This is a genomic window from Rhodococcus sp. 24CO (assembly GCF_050586165.1).
Classification (GTDB): Bacteria; Actinomycetota; Actinomycetes; order Mycobacteriales; family Mycobacteriaceae; genus Rhodococcus_F.
This window is the reverse complement of the sequence record NZ_JAZFNF010000008.1, coordinates 355404-371721: the sequence shown is the minus strand read 5'-3', so window position 1 is coordinate 371721 and position 16318 is coordinate 355404. Positions and strand designations below refer to the sequence as shown.

Genomic DNA, 16318 nt, shown 5'->3' with positions numbered 1-16318 from the left:
CTTCGCCCTTTCTAGTAAGACCGCGGCAGACCGAGAGAGTGCTGCGAGACGAAGTTGAGGATCATCTCGCGGCTCACCGGCGCGACGCGGGCGATACGAGCCGCGCCGAGCATGGCTGCCAGTCCGTATTCCTTCGTCAGGCCTGCGCCGCCGTGCGTCTGGATCGCCTGATCGAGTGCCTTGATGCTGGCTTCGGCGGCGGCGTACTTTGCCATGTTCGCGGCTTCGGCAGCACCGAAATCGTCACCGCTGTCGTAGAGGACCGCGGCCTTCTGCATCATCAGCTTGGCGAGCTCGAGTTCGATCTTCACCTGCGCAAGCGGATGCGAAATGCCTTGGTGCGCACCGATCGGCGTCTTCCACACCGTGCGCTCGTTGGCGAACTTCACCGCGGCGTTCAGGGCGTAACGGCCCATGCCGATGGCCATCGACGCACCCAGAATGCGCTCGGGGTTGAGGCCGGCGAACAACTGCATCAGAGCGGCATCAGCTTCGCCGACCAGAGCGTCGGCCGGCAGGCGCACATCGTCCAGGAACAGGATGAACTGGTGGTCCGGCTCGATGATGTCCATCTCCATCTGCGTCTTCACGAATCCGGGAGAATCCGTGGGGACGATGAACAGAGCGGGCTTGAGCTTGCCGGTTTTGGAGTCCTCGGTGCGCGCGACGATGAGCACTGCGTCAGCCTGATCGACACCCGAGATGTAGATCTTGTTGCCGCTCAGGATCCAGTCGTCGCCATCCCTGCGTGCCGTCGTGGTGATCTGATGCGAGTTGGAACCCGCGTCGGCCTCGGTGATTCCGAACGCCATGATCTTGGAGCCGTCGGCGAGGCTGGGTAGCCACTGCTGCTTCTGCTCCGCAGTGCCGTACTTGCCGATGATGGTCCCGCAGATGGCCGGCGAGACGACCACCAGGAGTAGCCCCGCGCCCTGCGCCGCCAATTCCTCCTGCACCAGCGCGAGTTCGTAGATTCCGGCACCGCCGCCGCCGTATTCCTCCGGCAGGTTGACGCCGAGGAATCCGAGTTTGCCCGCCTCGTTCCACAATTCGGTGAGCGGCTCACCCTTGCGCGCCTTGGGCAGCACGTAGTCGACGTAGTTGAAGCGCTCACCCAGTTTGGAAACGGATGCCCGCAGTTCCTTCTGCTCTTCGGTTTCGATGAAACTCATCATGCTTCCTCTTCTGTAGCGGGTTCTTCCACACGTGCGAGTACCGATCCGACCTCGACCTGCTGGCCGACAGCGACCGGAAGTTCAACCAGGACACCGGCAGTCGGCGCGGTGACGGTGTGCTCCATCTTCATGGCCTCTAGCCACAGAATCGGCTGGCCGGCAGTGACGGTGTCACCGAGTGCGGCGCCGAGGCGGATAACCGATCCCGGCATCGGAGCGAGCAACGAACCGGCCGCGACTTCCGCCGACGGATCCACGAAGCGCGGGGCTGCCGTCAACGCGACGGGTCCGAGCGAGGAGTCGACAAAAATCTCACTCCCGTAGGCCGCCACGTCGAACGAACGCCGTACTCCGCTCTGCTCGAGCACTACCCGGGCCGCAGTTGCCGATACCAGGCTCACGTCGTCGAAGCCTTCTGCGCTCAGCACGCCGCTTCGGCTCAGGGAGTAGCGGACGTCGTAGTCGCCCGACGCAGTGGAGTAGCTCTTGCTCTGCGGCTGTGACGGGAGGTTGCGCCACCCGCTGGGCAAGCGACCGATGACGCGGGCCGACGACCGGTTGTGCGCGGCATCGGCAAGTGCCGCCGCCAGCGCCGAGAGCCTTTCGGAGTCGTTGTCGGCCAAGGGTGTTGACAGCTTCTCGAGATCGTGAGTCGCGAAGAACGCCGTATCGGTGTCCCCGGCAATGAAGGCCGGGTGAGTCAGGACATTGACGAGCAGGTCGCGGTTGGTGCGCAGGCCGTGAATCCTGGTGCGCGCCAGCGTCGATGCGAGCAGCCGGGCAGCTGCTGTCCGCGTCGGCGCGTACGAGATGACCTTGGCCAACATCGGGTCGTAGTGGACGCCGACAACGCTGCCGTCGACGACGCCGGAGTCGAGGCGAACGCCCTGCTCACGCAGAACACTGAATTCTTGCGGGTCTCCGGGCAACTCGATGTGGTGAACGGTTCCGCTCTGCGGCTGCCAGTTCTTGGCGGGATCCTCGGCGTACAGACGCACCTCGATGGAATGTCCGCGGATCTCGGGCTGCTCGTCCGGAAGTACTTCACCTGAAGCGACCTGCAATTGCAGTTCCACCAGATCCAGTCCGGTGGTGCACTCGGTGACCGGATGCTCCACCTGCAATCGGGTGTTCATTTCCAGGAAGAAGAAGTCGCCCTTTTCGTCAGCCAGGAATTCAACGGTTCCTGCGCCTTCGTAACCGATGGCGTTGGCTGCGAGCCGCGAGGCGTCGAACAGCTTGTCGCGCATGGCTGGGATGCGTTGCACGAGCGGCGACGGAGCCTCTTCGACCACCTTCTGATGCCGACGCTGGATCGAGCACTCGCGCTCCCCCACCGCCCACACCCCACCGTGGCGGTCGGCCATCACCTGGACCTCGATGTGACGACCGGTCTCGAGGTAGCGCTCGCAGAAGACCGTCGGGTCGCCGAACGCGGACTGCGCCTCACGCCGCGCTGCTTCCAGTTCGCCTTCCAGCGCCGACAATTCACGAACGACACGCATTCCGCGTCCGCCGCCGCCCGCCGACGCCTTGATCAGCACCGGCAGATGAGCTGCGGTCACCGTGGCGGGATCGAGTTCGGAGAGCACCGGCACTCCGGCGGCGTCCATGATCTTCTTGGACTCGACCTTCGACCCCATGAGCTCGATCGATTCGACGGGCGGACCGATCCACGTCAGTCCGGCATCGATGACGCTGCGCGCGAACTCCGCGTTCTCGGAGAGGAATCCGTATCCGGGGTGAATCGCGTCGGCACCCGAAGCCTTGGCTGCGGCGATGATGAGCTCGCCCCGCAGGTAGGTCTCGGCAGGCGTGTTACCCGGCAGGCGAACCGAGGCGTCGGCTTCGGAAACGTGCGGGCTGTCGGCATCTGCGTCGGAAAATACCGCGACCGTGCCGATTCCGTTCTTGCGGCAGGTTGCGAAGACACGGCGGGCGATTTCGCCACGATTGGCGACCAGTACTGAAGTGATTGTCACGGCGTGCCTCACATACGGAAGACGCCGAAGTTCTCGGTGCCTTCGATCGGGGCGGTGGCAATGGCCGACAGGCACATTCCCACCACGGTGCGGGTGTCTCGGGGATCGATGACGCCGTCGTCATAGAGGCGCCCGGACAGGAACATCGGAAGTGACTCGGCCTCGATCTGGTTCTCGATCATCGCGCGCATGCCGGCATCTGCCTGCTCGTCGAAGACCTGGCCGCGTGCCTCGGCAGCAGCGCGTCCCACGATGGAGATGACGCCGGCGAGCTGCGCACCGCCCATGACAGCGGACTTGGAACTGGGCCAGGCAAAGAGGAATCGCGGATCGAACGCCCGTCCGCACATGCCGTAGTGACCGGCGCCGTACGACGCTCCGAGCAGGATCGAGATGTGCGGAACCTTGGAGTTGGCTACCGCATTGATCATCATCGATCCGTGCTTGATCATGCCGCCCTCCTCGTATTCCTTGCCCACCATGTAGCCGGTGGTGTTGTGCAGGAACAGCAACGGCGTGTTGGAACGGTTGGCGAGCTGGATGAACTGGGTGGCCTTCTGCGATTCCTCGCTGAAGAGCACTCCACGGGCGTTGGCCAGAATGCCGATCGGGTAGCCGTTGAGCTCGGCCCAGCCGGTCACGAGCGAAGAGCCGTACAGAGGCTTGAACTCGTCGAAGTCCGAACCGTCGACAATGCGGGCGATGACCTCACGCGGATCGAACGGGATCTTCAGATCGGCGGGAACGATGCCGAGCAACTCTTCCGGATCCTCGAGCGGTTCGATGATCTCAGCGCGAGGCGCCGGACCCTTCTTGGTCCAGTTGAGTCGCTTGACGATCGAGCGACCAATGCGGATCGCGTCCTGCTCGTCGGCGGCGAAGTAGTCAGCCAACCCGGACTTGCGAGCGTGCATTTCGGCGCCGCCGAGTGCCTCGTCATCTGATTCCTCACCGGTGGCCATCTTGACCAGCGGCGGGCCTGCGAGGAACACCTTGGAGCGTTCCTTGATCATCACGACGTGGTCGGACATGCCCGGGATGTACGCGCCGCCGGCAGTCGAGTTACCGAAGACCAGTGCAATGGTGGGGATACCGGCTGCGGAAAGCTGTGTGAGGTCACGGAACATACGCCCGCCCGGGATGAACACCTCCTTCTGCGTCGGCAGGTCTGCACCGCCGGACTCGACCAGCGAGATGACGGGAAGGCGGTTCTGCATGGCGATGTCGTTGGCGCGGAATCCCTTACGCAGCGTCCACGGATTGCTGGTGCCGCCGCGCACGGTGGGATCGTTGGCGACGATCAGGCACTCGACACCTTCGACGACGCCGATACCGACCACCGTGCTGGCACCGACCGGGAAGTCACTCCCCCACGCAGCGAGGGGACACAGCTCGAGAAACGGTGAATCCTGATCGAGCAGGAGTTCGATCCGCTCGCGCGCCAGAAGCTTTCCCCGCTTGTGGTGCCGCTCGGTGTACTTCTCGCCACCACCGGCAAGCGCTTTGGCGTGCTCGACCTCGATCTCGGCGAGCTTGGTGTTCATGGTCGATGTTGCGGTCTGATACACCTCGGAATTGGTGTCCAGCGTTGACCGGATGACACTCATGACTGATACCCCAATCGCTTGGCCGCGAGGCCGGTGAGGATTTCGGTGGTTCCGCCACCGATTCCCAGAATTCGCATGTCCCGGTACTGCCTCTCCACTTCACTTTCCTGCATGTATCCGAGGCCGCCGAACAGCTGAACGGCTTGGTTCGCAACCCATTCGCCCGTCTCGACTGCCGTGTTCTTCGCGAAGCACACCTCGGCGATCAGGTCGCCGTCACCGGCCATGTACCGCTCGATCACCGAGTGGGTGTACACCTTGGCGACATCGATCTTGCGGGCCATCTCGGTGACGGTGTTCTGCACGGCCTGCCGACTGATGAGCGGTCGACCGAAAGTTTCGCGGGCGCGACACCATTCGAGGGTCAGCTCCAGGCAACGTTCTGCACTGGCATACGCCTGCGCGGCGAGCGCGACACGTTCGGAAACAAATGCCTGCGCGATCTGCGCGAAGCCGCTGTTCTCTGCGCCGACCAGATTCTCCACCGGAACCCGGGCATCGACAAAGGACAGTTCCGCGGTATCGGATGCACGCCAGCCCATCTTCTCGAGTTTGCGTGAGACGGTGAATCCCGGTGTGCCCTTCTCGATCACGAGCAGTGAAACGCCTCCCGCGCCGGAGCCACCGGTGCGGACTGCGGTGACAACAAAGTCGGCTCGGACGCCGGAGGTGATGAACGTCTTGGCACCGTTGACGACGTAATGGTCGCCGTCGCGCTTGGCCGTTGTCGTCAGGTGGCCGACGTCGCTGCCGCCGCCGGGTTCGGTGATGGCGAGCGAGCCGATCTTGTCGCCGCGCAGAGTCGGCTTGACCCACTTCTCGATCTGCGCCTCGTCGCCGGCCGCAATCAGGTGCGGCACCGCGATGCCGCAGGTGAACAGCGAGGCGAACAGCCCGCCCGACGCACCAGCCTGATGCATCTCCTCACAGATCACGATGGAGTCGACGGCGTCGCCGCCCTCACCGCCGGCCGATTCGGGAGCGCTGGCCCCGAGGAGCCCGAGAGCACCTGCCTTGCGGTGCAATTCGCGCGGAATCTCGCCGTCACGCTCCCACTGCGTCAGATGCGGCAGAATCTCCTGGTTCACGAAGCCGCGCACGGTCTCGCGAAGCGCAAGCCTTTCCGGTGTGGTCCACACGGTCACCGTGAATCCTCTTTCTCGTCAGTTACGGGAAGTAGCGAAATCGGGATGTCGATGTGGCGCGAGCGCAGCCACTCACCAATTCCCTTGGCCTGCGGATCGAACCGGGCCTGCGAGGCCACACCTTGACCGAGGATTCCCTCGATCACGAAGTTGACGGCACGAAGGTGCGGGAGCTGGTAGCGGGTGACGGCCAGCTCCGACGCCTCGGGCAGTAGTTCCTTGACCTTCTCGACGGTGAGAGTGTGCGCCAACCACTTCCACTGCTCGTCTGTGCGAACCCAGACTCCGACGTTGGCGTTTCCACCCTTGTCGCCGCTACGGGCACCGGCGATCGTGCCGAGCGGCACCGAAAGCGAAGACTGTGGCGGCAACGGCTCCGGACGCTCAGGTTCGTCGACAGCTTCGAGGTCCTGCGTCAGCGTCGACGGAGCGATGTCCACGCGAGTGCCGTCAGGCAGTACGGCCACGTGAGGCACCGATCCCGCGTCGACGTAGCCGGGGGTGAACACTCCGTACGGCTGGCCGTTGCTCGGCGGAGCGGTCAGCGAGAAGCCTGGGTAACTGGCAAGCGCCATTTCCACCGCAACCGCAGAGAAGGGACGACCGATCACCTTGGGATCGGAATCGCGAACCACGCAGCGCAGTAACGCACTCGCGGTTTCCTCGGTGTCGGAATCCGGGTGATCCGTGCGAGCGAGAGTCCAGACCAGTTCGGCGGGCTTCTTCGTCAGCCAGGATTCGAGTTGAGTCTTCGCCAGATCGGCCTTGGCCTCGATGTCCAGACCGGTGAGGATGAAGGTGGCCTCGTTGCGGAACCCGGCCAGCGTGTTGAGTGAAACCTTGTACTGCGGCGGCGGAGCCTCGCCCGTGACACCGCTGATCAGCACCCGATCCGGGCCTTCCTGAGTGAGCACTGCGTTGTCGATGCGGGTGGTCACGTCCGGGCCTGCATAGCGTCCGCCGGTGATCTCGTACAGCAGCTGCGCCGTCACCGTGCCGACGCTCACCTCGCCGTCCGTTCCGGCATGCTTGGTGATGACCGAGGATCCGTCCGCGTTGATCTCGGCAATCGGGAATCCTGGCCGACCCAGATTGGGAATCTCGGTGAAGAACGCGTAGTTGCCGCCGGTGGCCTGGGTTCCGCACTCGATGACGTGGCCTGCCGCCACAGCGCCGGCCAGCTGATCGAAATCATCTCGCTTCCAACCGAAATGGTGAGCGGCTGGACCGACGATGACCGATGCATCGGTGACACGGCCCGTGACCACAACATCGGCGTCGGCCGACAATGCTTCGACGATGCCCCAGGCACCGAGGTACGCGTTGGCCGTCAGCGGGGAGCCGAGTCCGAGTTCGTCTGCTCGAGAGATCAAATCGTCGCCCTCGACGTGGGCGATCTTTGCGTTCAACCCCAGCTTGGTGTTGACCTCGCGCAGCGCGTCGGCCAGTCCAGCGGGATTGAGACCGCCGGCGTTCGCAACGATCTTCACGCCCTTGTCGAGCGCAAGGCCGAGAGTGTCCTCCACCTGCCGCAGGAACGTCTTCGCATAGCCGAGCGACGGGTCCTTCATCCGGTCCCGTCCGAGGATCAACATCGTCAGTTCAGCAAGGTAGTCGCCGGTCAGGTAATCGAGTTCGCCGCCCTCGAGCATCTCGCGCATCGCCGAGACGCGGTCGCCGTAGAAACCCGAGCAGTTACCGATCCGAACCGAACTCATTTGTCCACCTTCGCTTCTCGTCCCTCGCCGCTGGGCCCCGCAAACGCCTGCGCAAACCCGAGCCACTCGTCCGCGTCGGCACCAACGGCAACCAGATCGAGATCGGCGCGATTGGCACGCTGAGTGACCAGCAAGCAGAAGTCCAACGCCGGCCCGGTCACCTTCTGTGGCGCATCTTCCGGCCCCCAGGTCCAGATCGAACCGTCGGGCGCCGTCAACTCCACCCGAAAATCCTCGGCGGGCGGGGTCTTTTCATTGACCGAGTACGCAAAGTTCCGCGTCCGCACACCCAGATGAGCGATGTTCTTGATGCGCGCCGTCGGGGCGCGCTCCACGCCGAGAGCGTCGGCGACGTCTTGTCCATGCGCCCACGTCTCCATCAATCGCGCGGTTGCCATGGAGACACCGCCCATGGGCGGGCCGTACCAGGGAAACTTGGTACCGGACGGGGCGGCGGTGAGAGCCTCGACGAGAGCGGTGCGCCCCGCTCGCCAATCGGCGAGCAACTCCGCCGGCGGGCGGGCCGCCTGCTCAGCAGCACCGTCGTCGACAAACCCTGCCGGGTTCACGAACGCCGCCTTCAACTGCTCCGCAAACCCGTCGGGGTCGGTGATCGCCAGGATCGCCGCACTGTCCGTCCAGTGCAGGTGCCCGATCTGATGCGCGATGGTCCACCCTTCTGCAGGCGTCATTGTCGCCCACTTCTCGTCGGGCAGATCCGCAACCAGGGCGTCGAGGCTCTCGCCCTCGGCCCGCAAGTCATCGATGAACGTCTGAAGTTCGGCCATGCGACCAGCATCACACCCGGTTCCATAAAAATCAAGCATGAATGATTGTTATTGCGAAATCCGGTGGTGAGAGACTGAGCCCAACCATCACCGACAAGCAGGAGCACCCATGAGCGACGCCGTACTGATCACCCGCACCGGCGATGTGATCACGTGGACCCTCAATCGCCCGGACACCCGCAACGCCATCTCCGAGATAGACGTGATCGAAGCCCTCGAAGACGCGGTCACCGCGGTCAACCGAGATCAGAGTGTGCGCGCGGTGATCCTCACCGGAGCCGGATCGGCCTTCTCCTCCGGCGGCAACGTCAAGCACATGCGTGACAAGGAGGGCATGTTCGGCGGCGCTCCCGGTGACATCCGCCAGGGCTACCGGCACGGGATCCAGCGCATTCCACTCGCGCTGTACACCTGTGAGGTGCCGACCATCGCCGCGGTCAACGGCCCGGCCATCGGAGCGGGCTGCGACCTCTCACTCATGTGCGACCTCCGCATCGCCTCGACCGCCGCAGTCTTCGCCGAAAGCTTCGTCAAGGTAGGACTCATCCCCGGCGACGGCGGAGCGTGGCTGCTTCCCCGCGCGATCGGCAACGCTCGCGCCGCCGAGATGGCGTTCACCGGCGAGCCGATCGACGCCGCCAAGGCACTCGACTGGGGCCTCATCTCCCAGATCACCGAGCCCGAGGAATTGCTCGCCGCAGCGCACGCGTTGGCAGCCCGAGTTGCCGCCAATCCCCCGCAGGTTCTCCGCATGACCAAGAAACTCCTCCGCGAGGGCCAGCACCAGAGCCTCGAGAGCCTGCTCGAACTTTCGGCCGCCATGCAGTCGATCGCTCACCACACCCGCGATCACCATGAAGCCGTCGCTGCAATGCTCGAGCGTCGAAGTCCTGAGTTCACTGGCGAATGAAAACCGGCAGTCAACTACTACCGGTCGGCGCCGTTCTCACCTCGATACTCTCGCTGCAGTTCGGAGCGGCCTTCGCAACGACGCTGTTCTCGCAGATCGGCCCCGCAGGCGCCACAACACTGCGCCTGACGATCGCCGCGATCATCCTCGGCGTCATCGTCCGTCCGCGATGGAGCAGATGGTCGAACAGACAACGTAAGGGCATCTTTGCGCTCGGCGTTTCTCTGGCCGTCATGAACGGGGCCTTCTACATGGCTCTCGACACCGTCCCGATCGGGACGGCCGTCACCATCGAATTCCTCGGCCCGCTCACACTTGCCGCGGTGCTGTCGAAGCGCTGGGCCGACGGCGCCTGGGTGCTGCTTGCCTTCGGCGGCGTCCTTCTCCTCGGCTTGGGTGATCACGGAGAATCCGGTCTCGACCTCGTCGGCGTGGCCTACGCACTCATCGCGGCCGCGGCCTGGGCGGGATACATCATTGCCGGTTCGCACCTCGCCGCAACACTTCCGAGCGCCGACGGTCTGGCCGGTGCCACGATTGTGGCGGCCATCCTGACCCTGCCGTTCGGCGTGGTCTCCGGAGGTTCCGAACTGCTCGATCCGAAGATGCTTGCCGCCGGAGCCGCCGTCGCCGTTCTCTCGTCCGTCATCCCCTACAGCCTGGAGATGTGGGCGCTGAGATCCTTGGCCAAGAAGGTCTTTGCCGTCCTCATCGCCCTCGAACCGGCAGCAGCAGCGTTAGCCGGCGTGGTGATCATCGGACAGGCGCTCGACTCCATGACCCTTGTTGCCATCGGACTTGTAGTCGTGGCGGGCGTCGGCACCGTTGTCATGAATCGAAAGCCCACACCGAAATAGTCCAGGTACCGTCAGAGCACGTCATTTCAACGCACAGGAGAACCATGACCAACCCGATCATCGCCACCGTTCTCGGACGCACCCCGCAGATCGACGAGAGCGCGTTCATCGCACCCAACGCCACCGTTGTCGGCGCAGTGACCATCGCTGCCGGCGCCAGCATCTGGTACGGCGCGGTCATTCGCGGCGACGCCGAATCGATCTCCATCGGCGCAGACACCAACATTCAGGACAACTGCACGGTACATGCAGACCCGACGTTCCCCGCGGTTCTGGGCGAGCGGATCTCGGTCGGCCACAACGCGGTACTGCACGGATGCACCGTCGAAGACGACGTGCTGGTCGGCATGGGCGCCGTGGTGCTCAACGGCGCGCACATCGGTTCGGGATCGCTTATCGCGGCCGGCGCCGTCGTATCTCAAGGGATGCAGATCCCGCCCGGATCGCTGGTCGCCGGCGTACCCGCCAAGGTCAAACGTGAACTCTCCGAAGGAGAAAAGGCCGGAATCAGCGCCAACGGCGCCGGCTACATCATGCTCGCGAAGGCTCACCAGGACATCGAGCAGGCCTGATCGACACGACGCTCGCGGCCGGTGGCGTCTCCCGCACGCGGAGCACGGCTCCGGGCGCGGGAGCGCCTGAACAGCAAGAGCAGCGGCTAACCTCGGGGCCGCAACGTACTGTTCGGCAGCTCGGGCGCGGGCAGCGCTGGACCGTCGTATCCTGGCACGACACCAAAACGCTGATCGGGGACGCTGCCGTCGAATCCCGAGGCGAGTTCGGCTTGCCACTTGCGCCGATACTCGACGATCTCTTCGTGTGTGCGACCCATGAAGTTCCACCACATGATGACCTGCTCGCCCAACGGCTTACCGCCGAGCAGTAGCAGCCGAGCCGGTTCGGAACCCGGATTGCGCAATGTCAGCTTCCCGAAACCTGGTGCTTGATAACCCAACTCGGCCCAGCCGACAGCGGTACCGCGAAGCACCACCGATCCTTGATCGACGATCACGCCGTGTTCGTGGGAACGATCGATATCGAGGGCAATCTCGGCACCCGGATCGAGAATCACCTCGGCACCGAGCAATTCGGTGAAGGTCGATACCGGAGATGTCTCGCCGGCCAGCGAGCCGAGGAACACGCTGAGTCTGGCGCCGCCAATGGTCACCGGCTCCGGCCGGTAGTGAACAAACGCGGGCGCGGTATCGCGCGCCGCGTCCGGAAGCGCAACCCACAGCTGCATGCCGTGCAGAACCTTCGTGTTCGGAGTCGAGACCTCCGAGTGCGCGATCCCGCTACCGGCCGTCATCAAGTTCAGTTCGCCCGGGCGCACCATTGCGTGAGAGCCAATGCTGTCGCGGTGTTCGATCTCGCCGGTGAACAGCCAACTGACCGTCTGCAATCCGGTGTGCGGATGCGGCGGCACATGCATGCCCGGTCCTGAGCCGACGTCATCCGGACCGTAATGATCGGCAAAACACCATGCTCCGATCAGCGAACGATCACGCTGCGGCAGTGTGCGCCGCACCCGCATTGCCCGTGGGCCACCGAGCGGAACGTCCCGCGGGGTGAGGATCTGAATCTCGCTGTTGTCAGGTTTGCCTTCACATTCCTGCTCTACGGGGTGCATGTCGAGGTTGCTCATCTCTTCATCCTGCCTCGGGTTGCGCCGGGGTGCCTGAGAACTATGCCGAGACCGCGCTGTTGTCACGGGCGGCCTTCATCGACGCGTGAGTGGGCGGGTTGTCGGGGACATGTGCCGGACGACGGGCCGCGAACTCACGACGCAGAACCGGTACAACTTCCTCGCCGAGCAGATCGAGCTGCTCGAGCACCGTCTTCAGCGGAAGGCCCGCGTGATCCATGAGGAACAACTGGCGCTGGTAGTCGCCGAAGAAATCCGCGAACGCGAGAGTCTTCTCGATGACCTGCTCCGGCGAACCGACCGTCAGCGGCGTCTGCTCGGTGAATTCTTCGAGCGACGGTCCGTGACCGTACACCGGCGCATTGTCGAAGTACGGGCGGAATTCCTTGACTGCGTCCTGACTGTTCTTCCGCATGAAGACCTGACCGCCCAGCCCTACGATCGCCTGATCGGCGGTGCCGTGTCCGTAATGCTCGTAACGCTGACGGTAGAGGTTGATGAGCTCGATGTAGTGCTCCTTGGGCCAGAAGATGTTGTTCGCGAAGAACCCGTCACCGTGATACGCCGCGATTTCCGCGATCTCAGGACTGCGAATCGAACCGTGCCACACGAAGGGTGCGATGCCGTCGAGCGGGCGAGGTGTGGACGTGAAACCTTGCAGCGGAGTGCGGTACTCCCCTTGCCAGTTCACTACTTCCTCGTCCCAGAGTCTGCGCAAGAGCTGATAGTTCTCGAGGGCCAACGGAATGCCCGCGCGAATGTCCTTGCCGAACCACGGGTACACGGGCGCCGTGTTGCCACGGCCCATCATGAGGTCGACGCGGCCCTCCGCGAGATGCTGGAGCATCGCGTAGTCCTCGGCGATCTTCACCGGATCGTTGGTGGTGATCAGCGTCGTGGACGTGGACAGCGTGATCTTCTCGGTCTGTGCAGCGATGTAGCCGAGCATCGTGGTGGGTGACGACGGCACGAACGGCTTGTTGTGGTGCTCGCCCGTTGCGAAGACGTCGAGTCCCACGTCTTCGGCGTGCTTGGCGATAGTGGTCATCGCCTTGATGCGCTCGTGCTCGGTGGGCGTGACCCCCGTCGTGGGGTCTGTGGTGACGTCACCGACTGTGAAGATTCCGAACTGCATGGCTACTCCTGTTCAGGGCGTTGATCCCTACGACTGCATGTAGATAATTTAACATTCAACCATCTGGAGCTATTCCCGCACCTCGCACAACGTTGAGGGCGGTAAGCACACAGTGTGCTTACCGCCCTGAACGCAAAAGGATAGTTGTCAGTGCATCATGACCGGGGCAGCTGAATCACCCTCGGCTACAACTCGTGTGGTTTTGCTACGCGGCAGGAAGAACGCCGGGATGAACGTCAGAACGATCAGCACGGTCGCCACCACGAAGGTATTGCCGAACGAATCTGCCAACTGCGAGAAACCGTACGAGAGAACCTCGGGTGGAGTCTGCTCCGCAATCATCGTGGCTTCGGGTGACGAGCCTCGCGAAGCAGCTGCCAGCCCAGCACCCTCATGATTGAGAATCTGGTTGGTCAGCACTACCGACATCACGGCAGTACCGATGGATCCTGCAGTCTGCTGCACGATGTTCATCAGCGAGGAACCGCGGGCGATCTGTTCGTTGGACAGCGTCACGATCGCGGCCGTCATCAGCGGCATCATTGTGCAACCCATACCCATACCCATGACGAACAGTGCGGCCATCAACATCCACGTCGGCGAATCTGCTGCCACCTGAGTGAACACACCAAAGCCGATAAGGATCAGGGGTAGACCCGTGAGAACGATCTTGCCCGGGCCGATCTTGTCGACGAGGCGTCCCGCAACAGGCATCGTGAGCATTGCACCGAAACCCTGCGGAGCCATCAACAGTCCGGCAGCAAGCGTTGTGGAACCGGTGACCTGAATGAAGTAACTGGGGAACAGCAGACCAGCACCCATGAATGCCACGATGAACAACGACGTCGTGATCACTGCGACGGTCAACTGACGGTTCTTGAACAAACGCAGGTCGATCAGCGGATGATCCTTACGTAGCGCATGGAACACGAACGCGACGATCAGAACCAGACCGATTCCCGAGGTGACCAGAACCCTGGCCGATGCCACCGTACCGACTTCGGGAATCGAGGAGACACCGAACAGGAACAGCGCCAGACCCGGCGACAGCAAGAGCATGCCAAGGAAGTCGAACGACTGCGAGGGCTGCGGATCATCGGAGGGAAGCAGTATTACAGCGGCAATGAGGGCGATGATGCCGATGGGCAGGTTGATCAAAAAGATCCAGTGCCAGCTCGCCACGTCGATCAACCAACCACCGAGGATCGGTCCACCGATCGGTCCGAGCAGCATCGGAATACCGAGAACAGCCATGACACGTCCGATCCGCTCCGGACCCGCCGCTCTGGTCATGATCGTCATACCGAGCGGCATCAACATGCCGCCGCCAAGCCCCTGCAGCACTCGGAAACCGATCAACGACGTGATGTTCCAGGCCAGGGAACACGCAACCGAACCGATCACGAACAGAATCAGTGCAGTCATGTACAGGCGCTTTGTGCCGAAACGGTCGGCCGCCCACCCTGTCACCGGAATGACGGTTGCGAGGGCAAGCGTGTACGCCGTCATCGTCCACGCGACTGTGGCGTAGGTCGTCTGGAACTCCTCGGCAAATGTCGGTAGCGCAACGCTCACCACGGTCACATCGAGGATGGACATGATGGCACCGATCACCACCACGGACGCGATCTTGAGGACCGTCCCGTCAAGTTTGTCGGACGCCGGTGCCGGCGCGTTCGGCGATGTCATCGCGAAGTCTCCTGGGTAGATGCTCGCAGGTAGTCACCCGCGAGAATGGGCTCTAGCGCCTCGACAAGTCGAAGCCGTTCCGGCGCGGGCACGCGCGACGCAAAATCACGAAGCTGTCCACGCTTGCATTCGATGTGATTGGACGCGACCTTAACGCCGGCCTCCGACAGGGAAACCCGTTTGACGCGCCGATCACGTTCGTCCCCACGCCGCACGACCAACCCCATCTGCACGAGGTGGTCGATATTGCGTCCCGTCGCCGCCACTGAGAGCCGAAGCTCGTCGGCTACCTCGTTGATCGGAACGGGCGCATCGCACTGCCCGAGCGCGAACAGCACACGTACCTGACTGAACGAGAGATCCAGCTCGATCAACGCATCGATCGACTCCGAATCACCGGCGCTCATCAGGCGAGTGAACAACTCGTCGAGTGCTCCGTACAGGTCATCAGAATCCGAGGCGATCACCTGGCGAATAGTAGTGCGGATGCAACTATTGCCGAAACGTAACTAACGTGCAACTCGATTTCCGGTGAGCAACATCACCCTCGGCGACTCATTCCTGCACCAAAATGGCCTTTCCGAGAACTTTGCCCATTTCCAGATCGGTGAGCGCCAAAGCCGCATCCTCCAGAAGGTATCGAGCCTTGACGAGGGGACGCAACCCGTTTTCGACGTGGCGCACCAGTGACGCATGGACCTCAGCAACTGCGTCGCGATCAGTACGTGTGAACTCACCCCACGCCGCCCCGACGATGCTGATGTTGCGGAACAGCACCCGGTTCACCTTCACCTCGGGAATCCCGCCGCCGGCAAATCCGATCACGACAAGGCGGCCTTCAGGGGCCAGAACGCGGACCGCCTCGTCGAATGCGTCACCGCCGACGGGATCCACCACTATCTGCGCTCCCTTACCGTCGGTCAGCTCGCGAACCCGCTCACCCCAACCCGGCGCTAGTGCCACCACCTCGTCAGCTCCCAACTCGCGGAGGAACTCCTCGACGCCGGCGCGTCGAACCACGGCGATTACCCGAGCACCGTGCGCCTTGGCCAACTGAATGGTCGCAGTACCCACACCGCCGGCCGCGCCGAGAACAACTACGGTTTCACCGGCCACGATCTTGGCGCGACGAGCCAGCGCAAATTCCATCGTCTGGTAATTGATGATCAACGACGCGGCTTCGTCGAAATCCAAGGCTTCCGGGATTCGCAACACCTGCGAAGGGTCGACTGCTATTCGTTCCGCGTATCCCCCGAGATAGGTCGCCGCAAGCACCCGGTCGCCCGCAGTGAATCCCGACTCCGCCGGCGCCGTGATCACGACACCCGAGATTTCCGCACCGGGGACAAACGGGGGCTCCGGCCGGATCTGATATTTGCCGTAGGTGATCAACAAGTCCGGAAAACAGACTCCACTGGCCTTGACGTCGATGAGAACCTTGCCGGACGCATCAGGCTCGGGGATCTCCTCGAGGTCGAGTCCTTGCGGGCCGGACAACTCGGTAACAACCATCGCACGCACAGCAACTCCTCGTCGAGAAAGCAATCGGACATCATCTATTGCCGACCTTAGCCTGCCGTCCGACCATCCCGGCCGATAGAACCGGACGCAAGGTATGAAAACTCGCTTCGCAAGGGTCGCAAGGAAATTCGCCATTGACCACAGGC

Annotated in this window: 14 protein-coding genes; 3 read left to right on the top strand and 11 right to left on the bottom strand. The window is 63.1% G+C overall.

All coding sequences use genetic code 11. From position 1 onward, the window contains the following. Nucleotides 1-11: 11 nt before the first annotated feature. Genes V2B23_RS21980 through V2B23_RS21955 form a run of 6 tightly spaced genes read right to left on the bottom strand, consistent with a single transcriptional unit; the run spans nt 12 to nt 8415 of the window. The gene (locus V2B23_RS21980) at nt 12-1172 is read right to left on the bottom strand and encodes an acyl-CoA dehydrogenase family protein (RefSeq protein ID WP_029536739.1); all 1161 of its coding nucleotides are present in this window, start codon (nt 1170-1172) and stop codon (nt 12-14) included. After that, the gene (locus tag V2B23_RS21975; RefSeq protein ID WP_430952265.1) at nt 1172-3157 is read right to left on the bottom strand and encodes an acetyl/propionyl/methylcrotonyl-CoA carboxylase subunit alpha; all 1986 of its coding nucleotides are present in this window, start codon (nt 3155-3157) and stop codon (nt 1172-1174) included. Before V2B23_RS21975 ends, V2B23_RS21980 begins: the two co-directional genes overlap by 1 nt. 8 nt (nt 3158-3165) lie before the next feature. Next, nucleotides 3166-4764, bottom strand: a complete 1599-nt coding sequence (locus tag V2B23_RS21970) for an acyl-CoA carboxylase subunit beta (RefSeq protein WP_019744291.1) — start codon at nt 4762-4764, stop codon at nt 3166-3168. Beyond that, nucleotides 4761-5909 carry an acyl-CoA dehydrogenase family protein gene (locus V2B23_RS21965; RefSeq protein WP_378647023.1) on the bottom strand — a complete coding sequence of 383 codons (1149 nt, stop codon included), beginning with the start codon at nt 5907-5909 and terminating at the stop codon, nt 4761-4763. The genes V2B23_RS21970 and V2B23_RS21965 overlap by 4 nt, the downstream gene beginning before the upstream one ends. Beyond that, entirely contained in the window at nt 5906-7627 is a 1722-nt protein-coding gene (locus tag V2B23_RS21960; protein ID WP_430952264.1) for an acyclic terpene utilization AtuA family protein, read from the bottom strand. The genes V2B23_RS21965 and V2B23_RS21960 overlap by 4 nt, the downstream gene beginning before the upstream one ends. Continuing rightward, on the bottom strand, nt 7624-8415 hold the full coding sequence (locus tag V2B23_RS21955) for a TIGR03084 family metal-binding protein (protein WP_430952263.1): 792 nt from the start codon (nt 8413-8415) through the stop codon (nt 7624-7626). Before V2B23_RS21955 ends, V2B23_RS21960 begins: the two co-directional genes overlap by 4 nt. A gap of 109 nt (nt 8416-8524) precedes the next feature. On the opposite strand from V2B23_RS21955, the gene V2B23_RS21950 reads away from it, so the two are divergent. Genes V2B23_RS21950 through V2B23_RS21940 form a run of 3 tightly spaced genes read left to right on the top strand, consistent with a single transcriptional unit; the run spans nt 8525 to nt 10754 of the window. Continuing rightward, nucleotides 8525-9325: a crotonase/enoyl-CoA hydratase family protein gene (locus V2B23_RS21950; RefSeq protein WP_430952262.1), complete on the top strand. Its 801-nt coding sequence runs from the start codon at nt 8525-8527 to the stop codon at nt 9323-9325. Next, nucleotides 9322-10182 (top strand): EamA family transporter, encoded by an 861-nt coding sequence (locus tag V2B23_RS21945; protein ID WP_430952261.1) that lies wholly within the window; start codon nt 9322-9324, stop codon nt 10180-10182. The genes V2B23_RS21950 and V2B23_RS21945 overlap by 4 nt, the downstream gene beginning before the upstream one ends. Nucleotides 10183-10226: 44 nt before the next feature. Continuing rightward, nucleotides 10227-10754 carry a gamma carbonic anhydrase family protein gene (locus V2B23_RS21940; RefSeq protein ID WP_033236431.1) on the top strand — a complete coding sequence of 176 codons (528 nt, stop codon included), beginning with the start codon at nt 10227-10229 and terminating at the stop codon, nt 10752-10754. A gap of 86 nt (nt 10755-10840) precedes the next feature. Here the strand turns inward: V2B23_RS21940 and V2B23_RS21935 are convergent, their stop codons facing one another. The 5 genes from V2B23_RS21935 to V2B23_RS21915 all read right to left on the bottom strand — a co-directional run bounded on the left by V2B23_RS21935 (nt 10841) and on the right by V2B23_RS21915 (nt 16172). Then, nucleotides 10841-11827: a pirin family protein gene (locus V2B23_RS21935; protein ID WP_430952260.1), complete on the bottom strand. Its 987-nt coding sequence runs from the start codon at nt 11825-11827 to the stop codon at nt 10841-10843. Between the two features lie 40 nt (nt 11828-11867). Then, nucleotides 11868-12962 (bottom strand): LLM class flavin-dependent oxidoreductase, encoded by a 1095-nt coding sequence (locus V2B23_RS21930; protein WP_317823453.1) that lies wholly within the window; start codon nt 12960-12962, stop codon nt 11868-11870. Nucleotides 12963-13109: 147 nt separating this feature from the next. Beyond that, nucleotides 13110-14651 carry a DHA2 family efflux MFS transporter permease subunit gene (locus tag V2B23_RS21925; protein ID WP_430952259.1) on the bottom strand — a complete coding sequence of 514 codons (1542 nt, stop codon included), beginning with the start codon at nt 14649-14651 and terminating at the stop codon, nt 13110-13112. Further along, nucleotides 14648-15118, bottom strand: coding sequence for a MarR family winged helix-turn-helix transcriptional regulator (locus V2B23_RS21920; RefSeq protein WP_430952258.1), 471 nt, complete (start codon nt 15116-15118; stop codon nt 14648-14650). The genes V2B23_RS21925 and V2B23_RS21920 overlap by 4 nt, the downstream gene beginning before the upstream one ends. A gap of 88 nt (nt 15119-15206) precedes the next feature. Continuing rightward, nucleotides 15207-16172, bottom strand: a complete 966-nt coding sequence (locus V2B23_RS21915) for an NADPH:quinone oxidoreductase family protein (RefSeq protein WP_430952257.1) — start codon at nt 16170-16172, stop codon at nt 15207-15209. Nucleotides 16173-16318 lie beyond the last annotated feature (146 nt).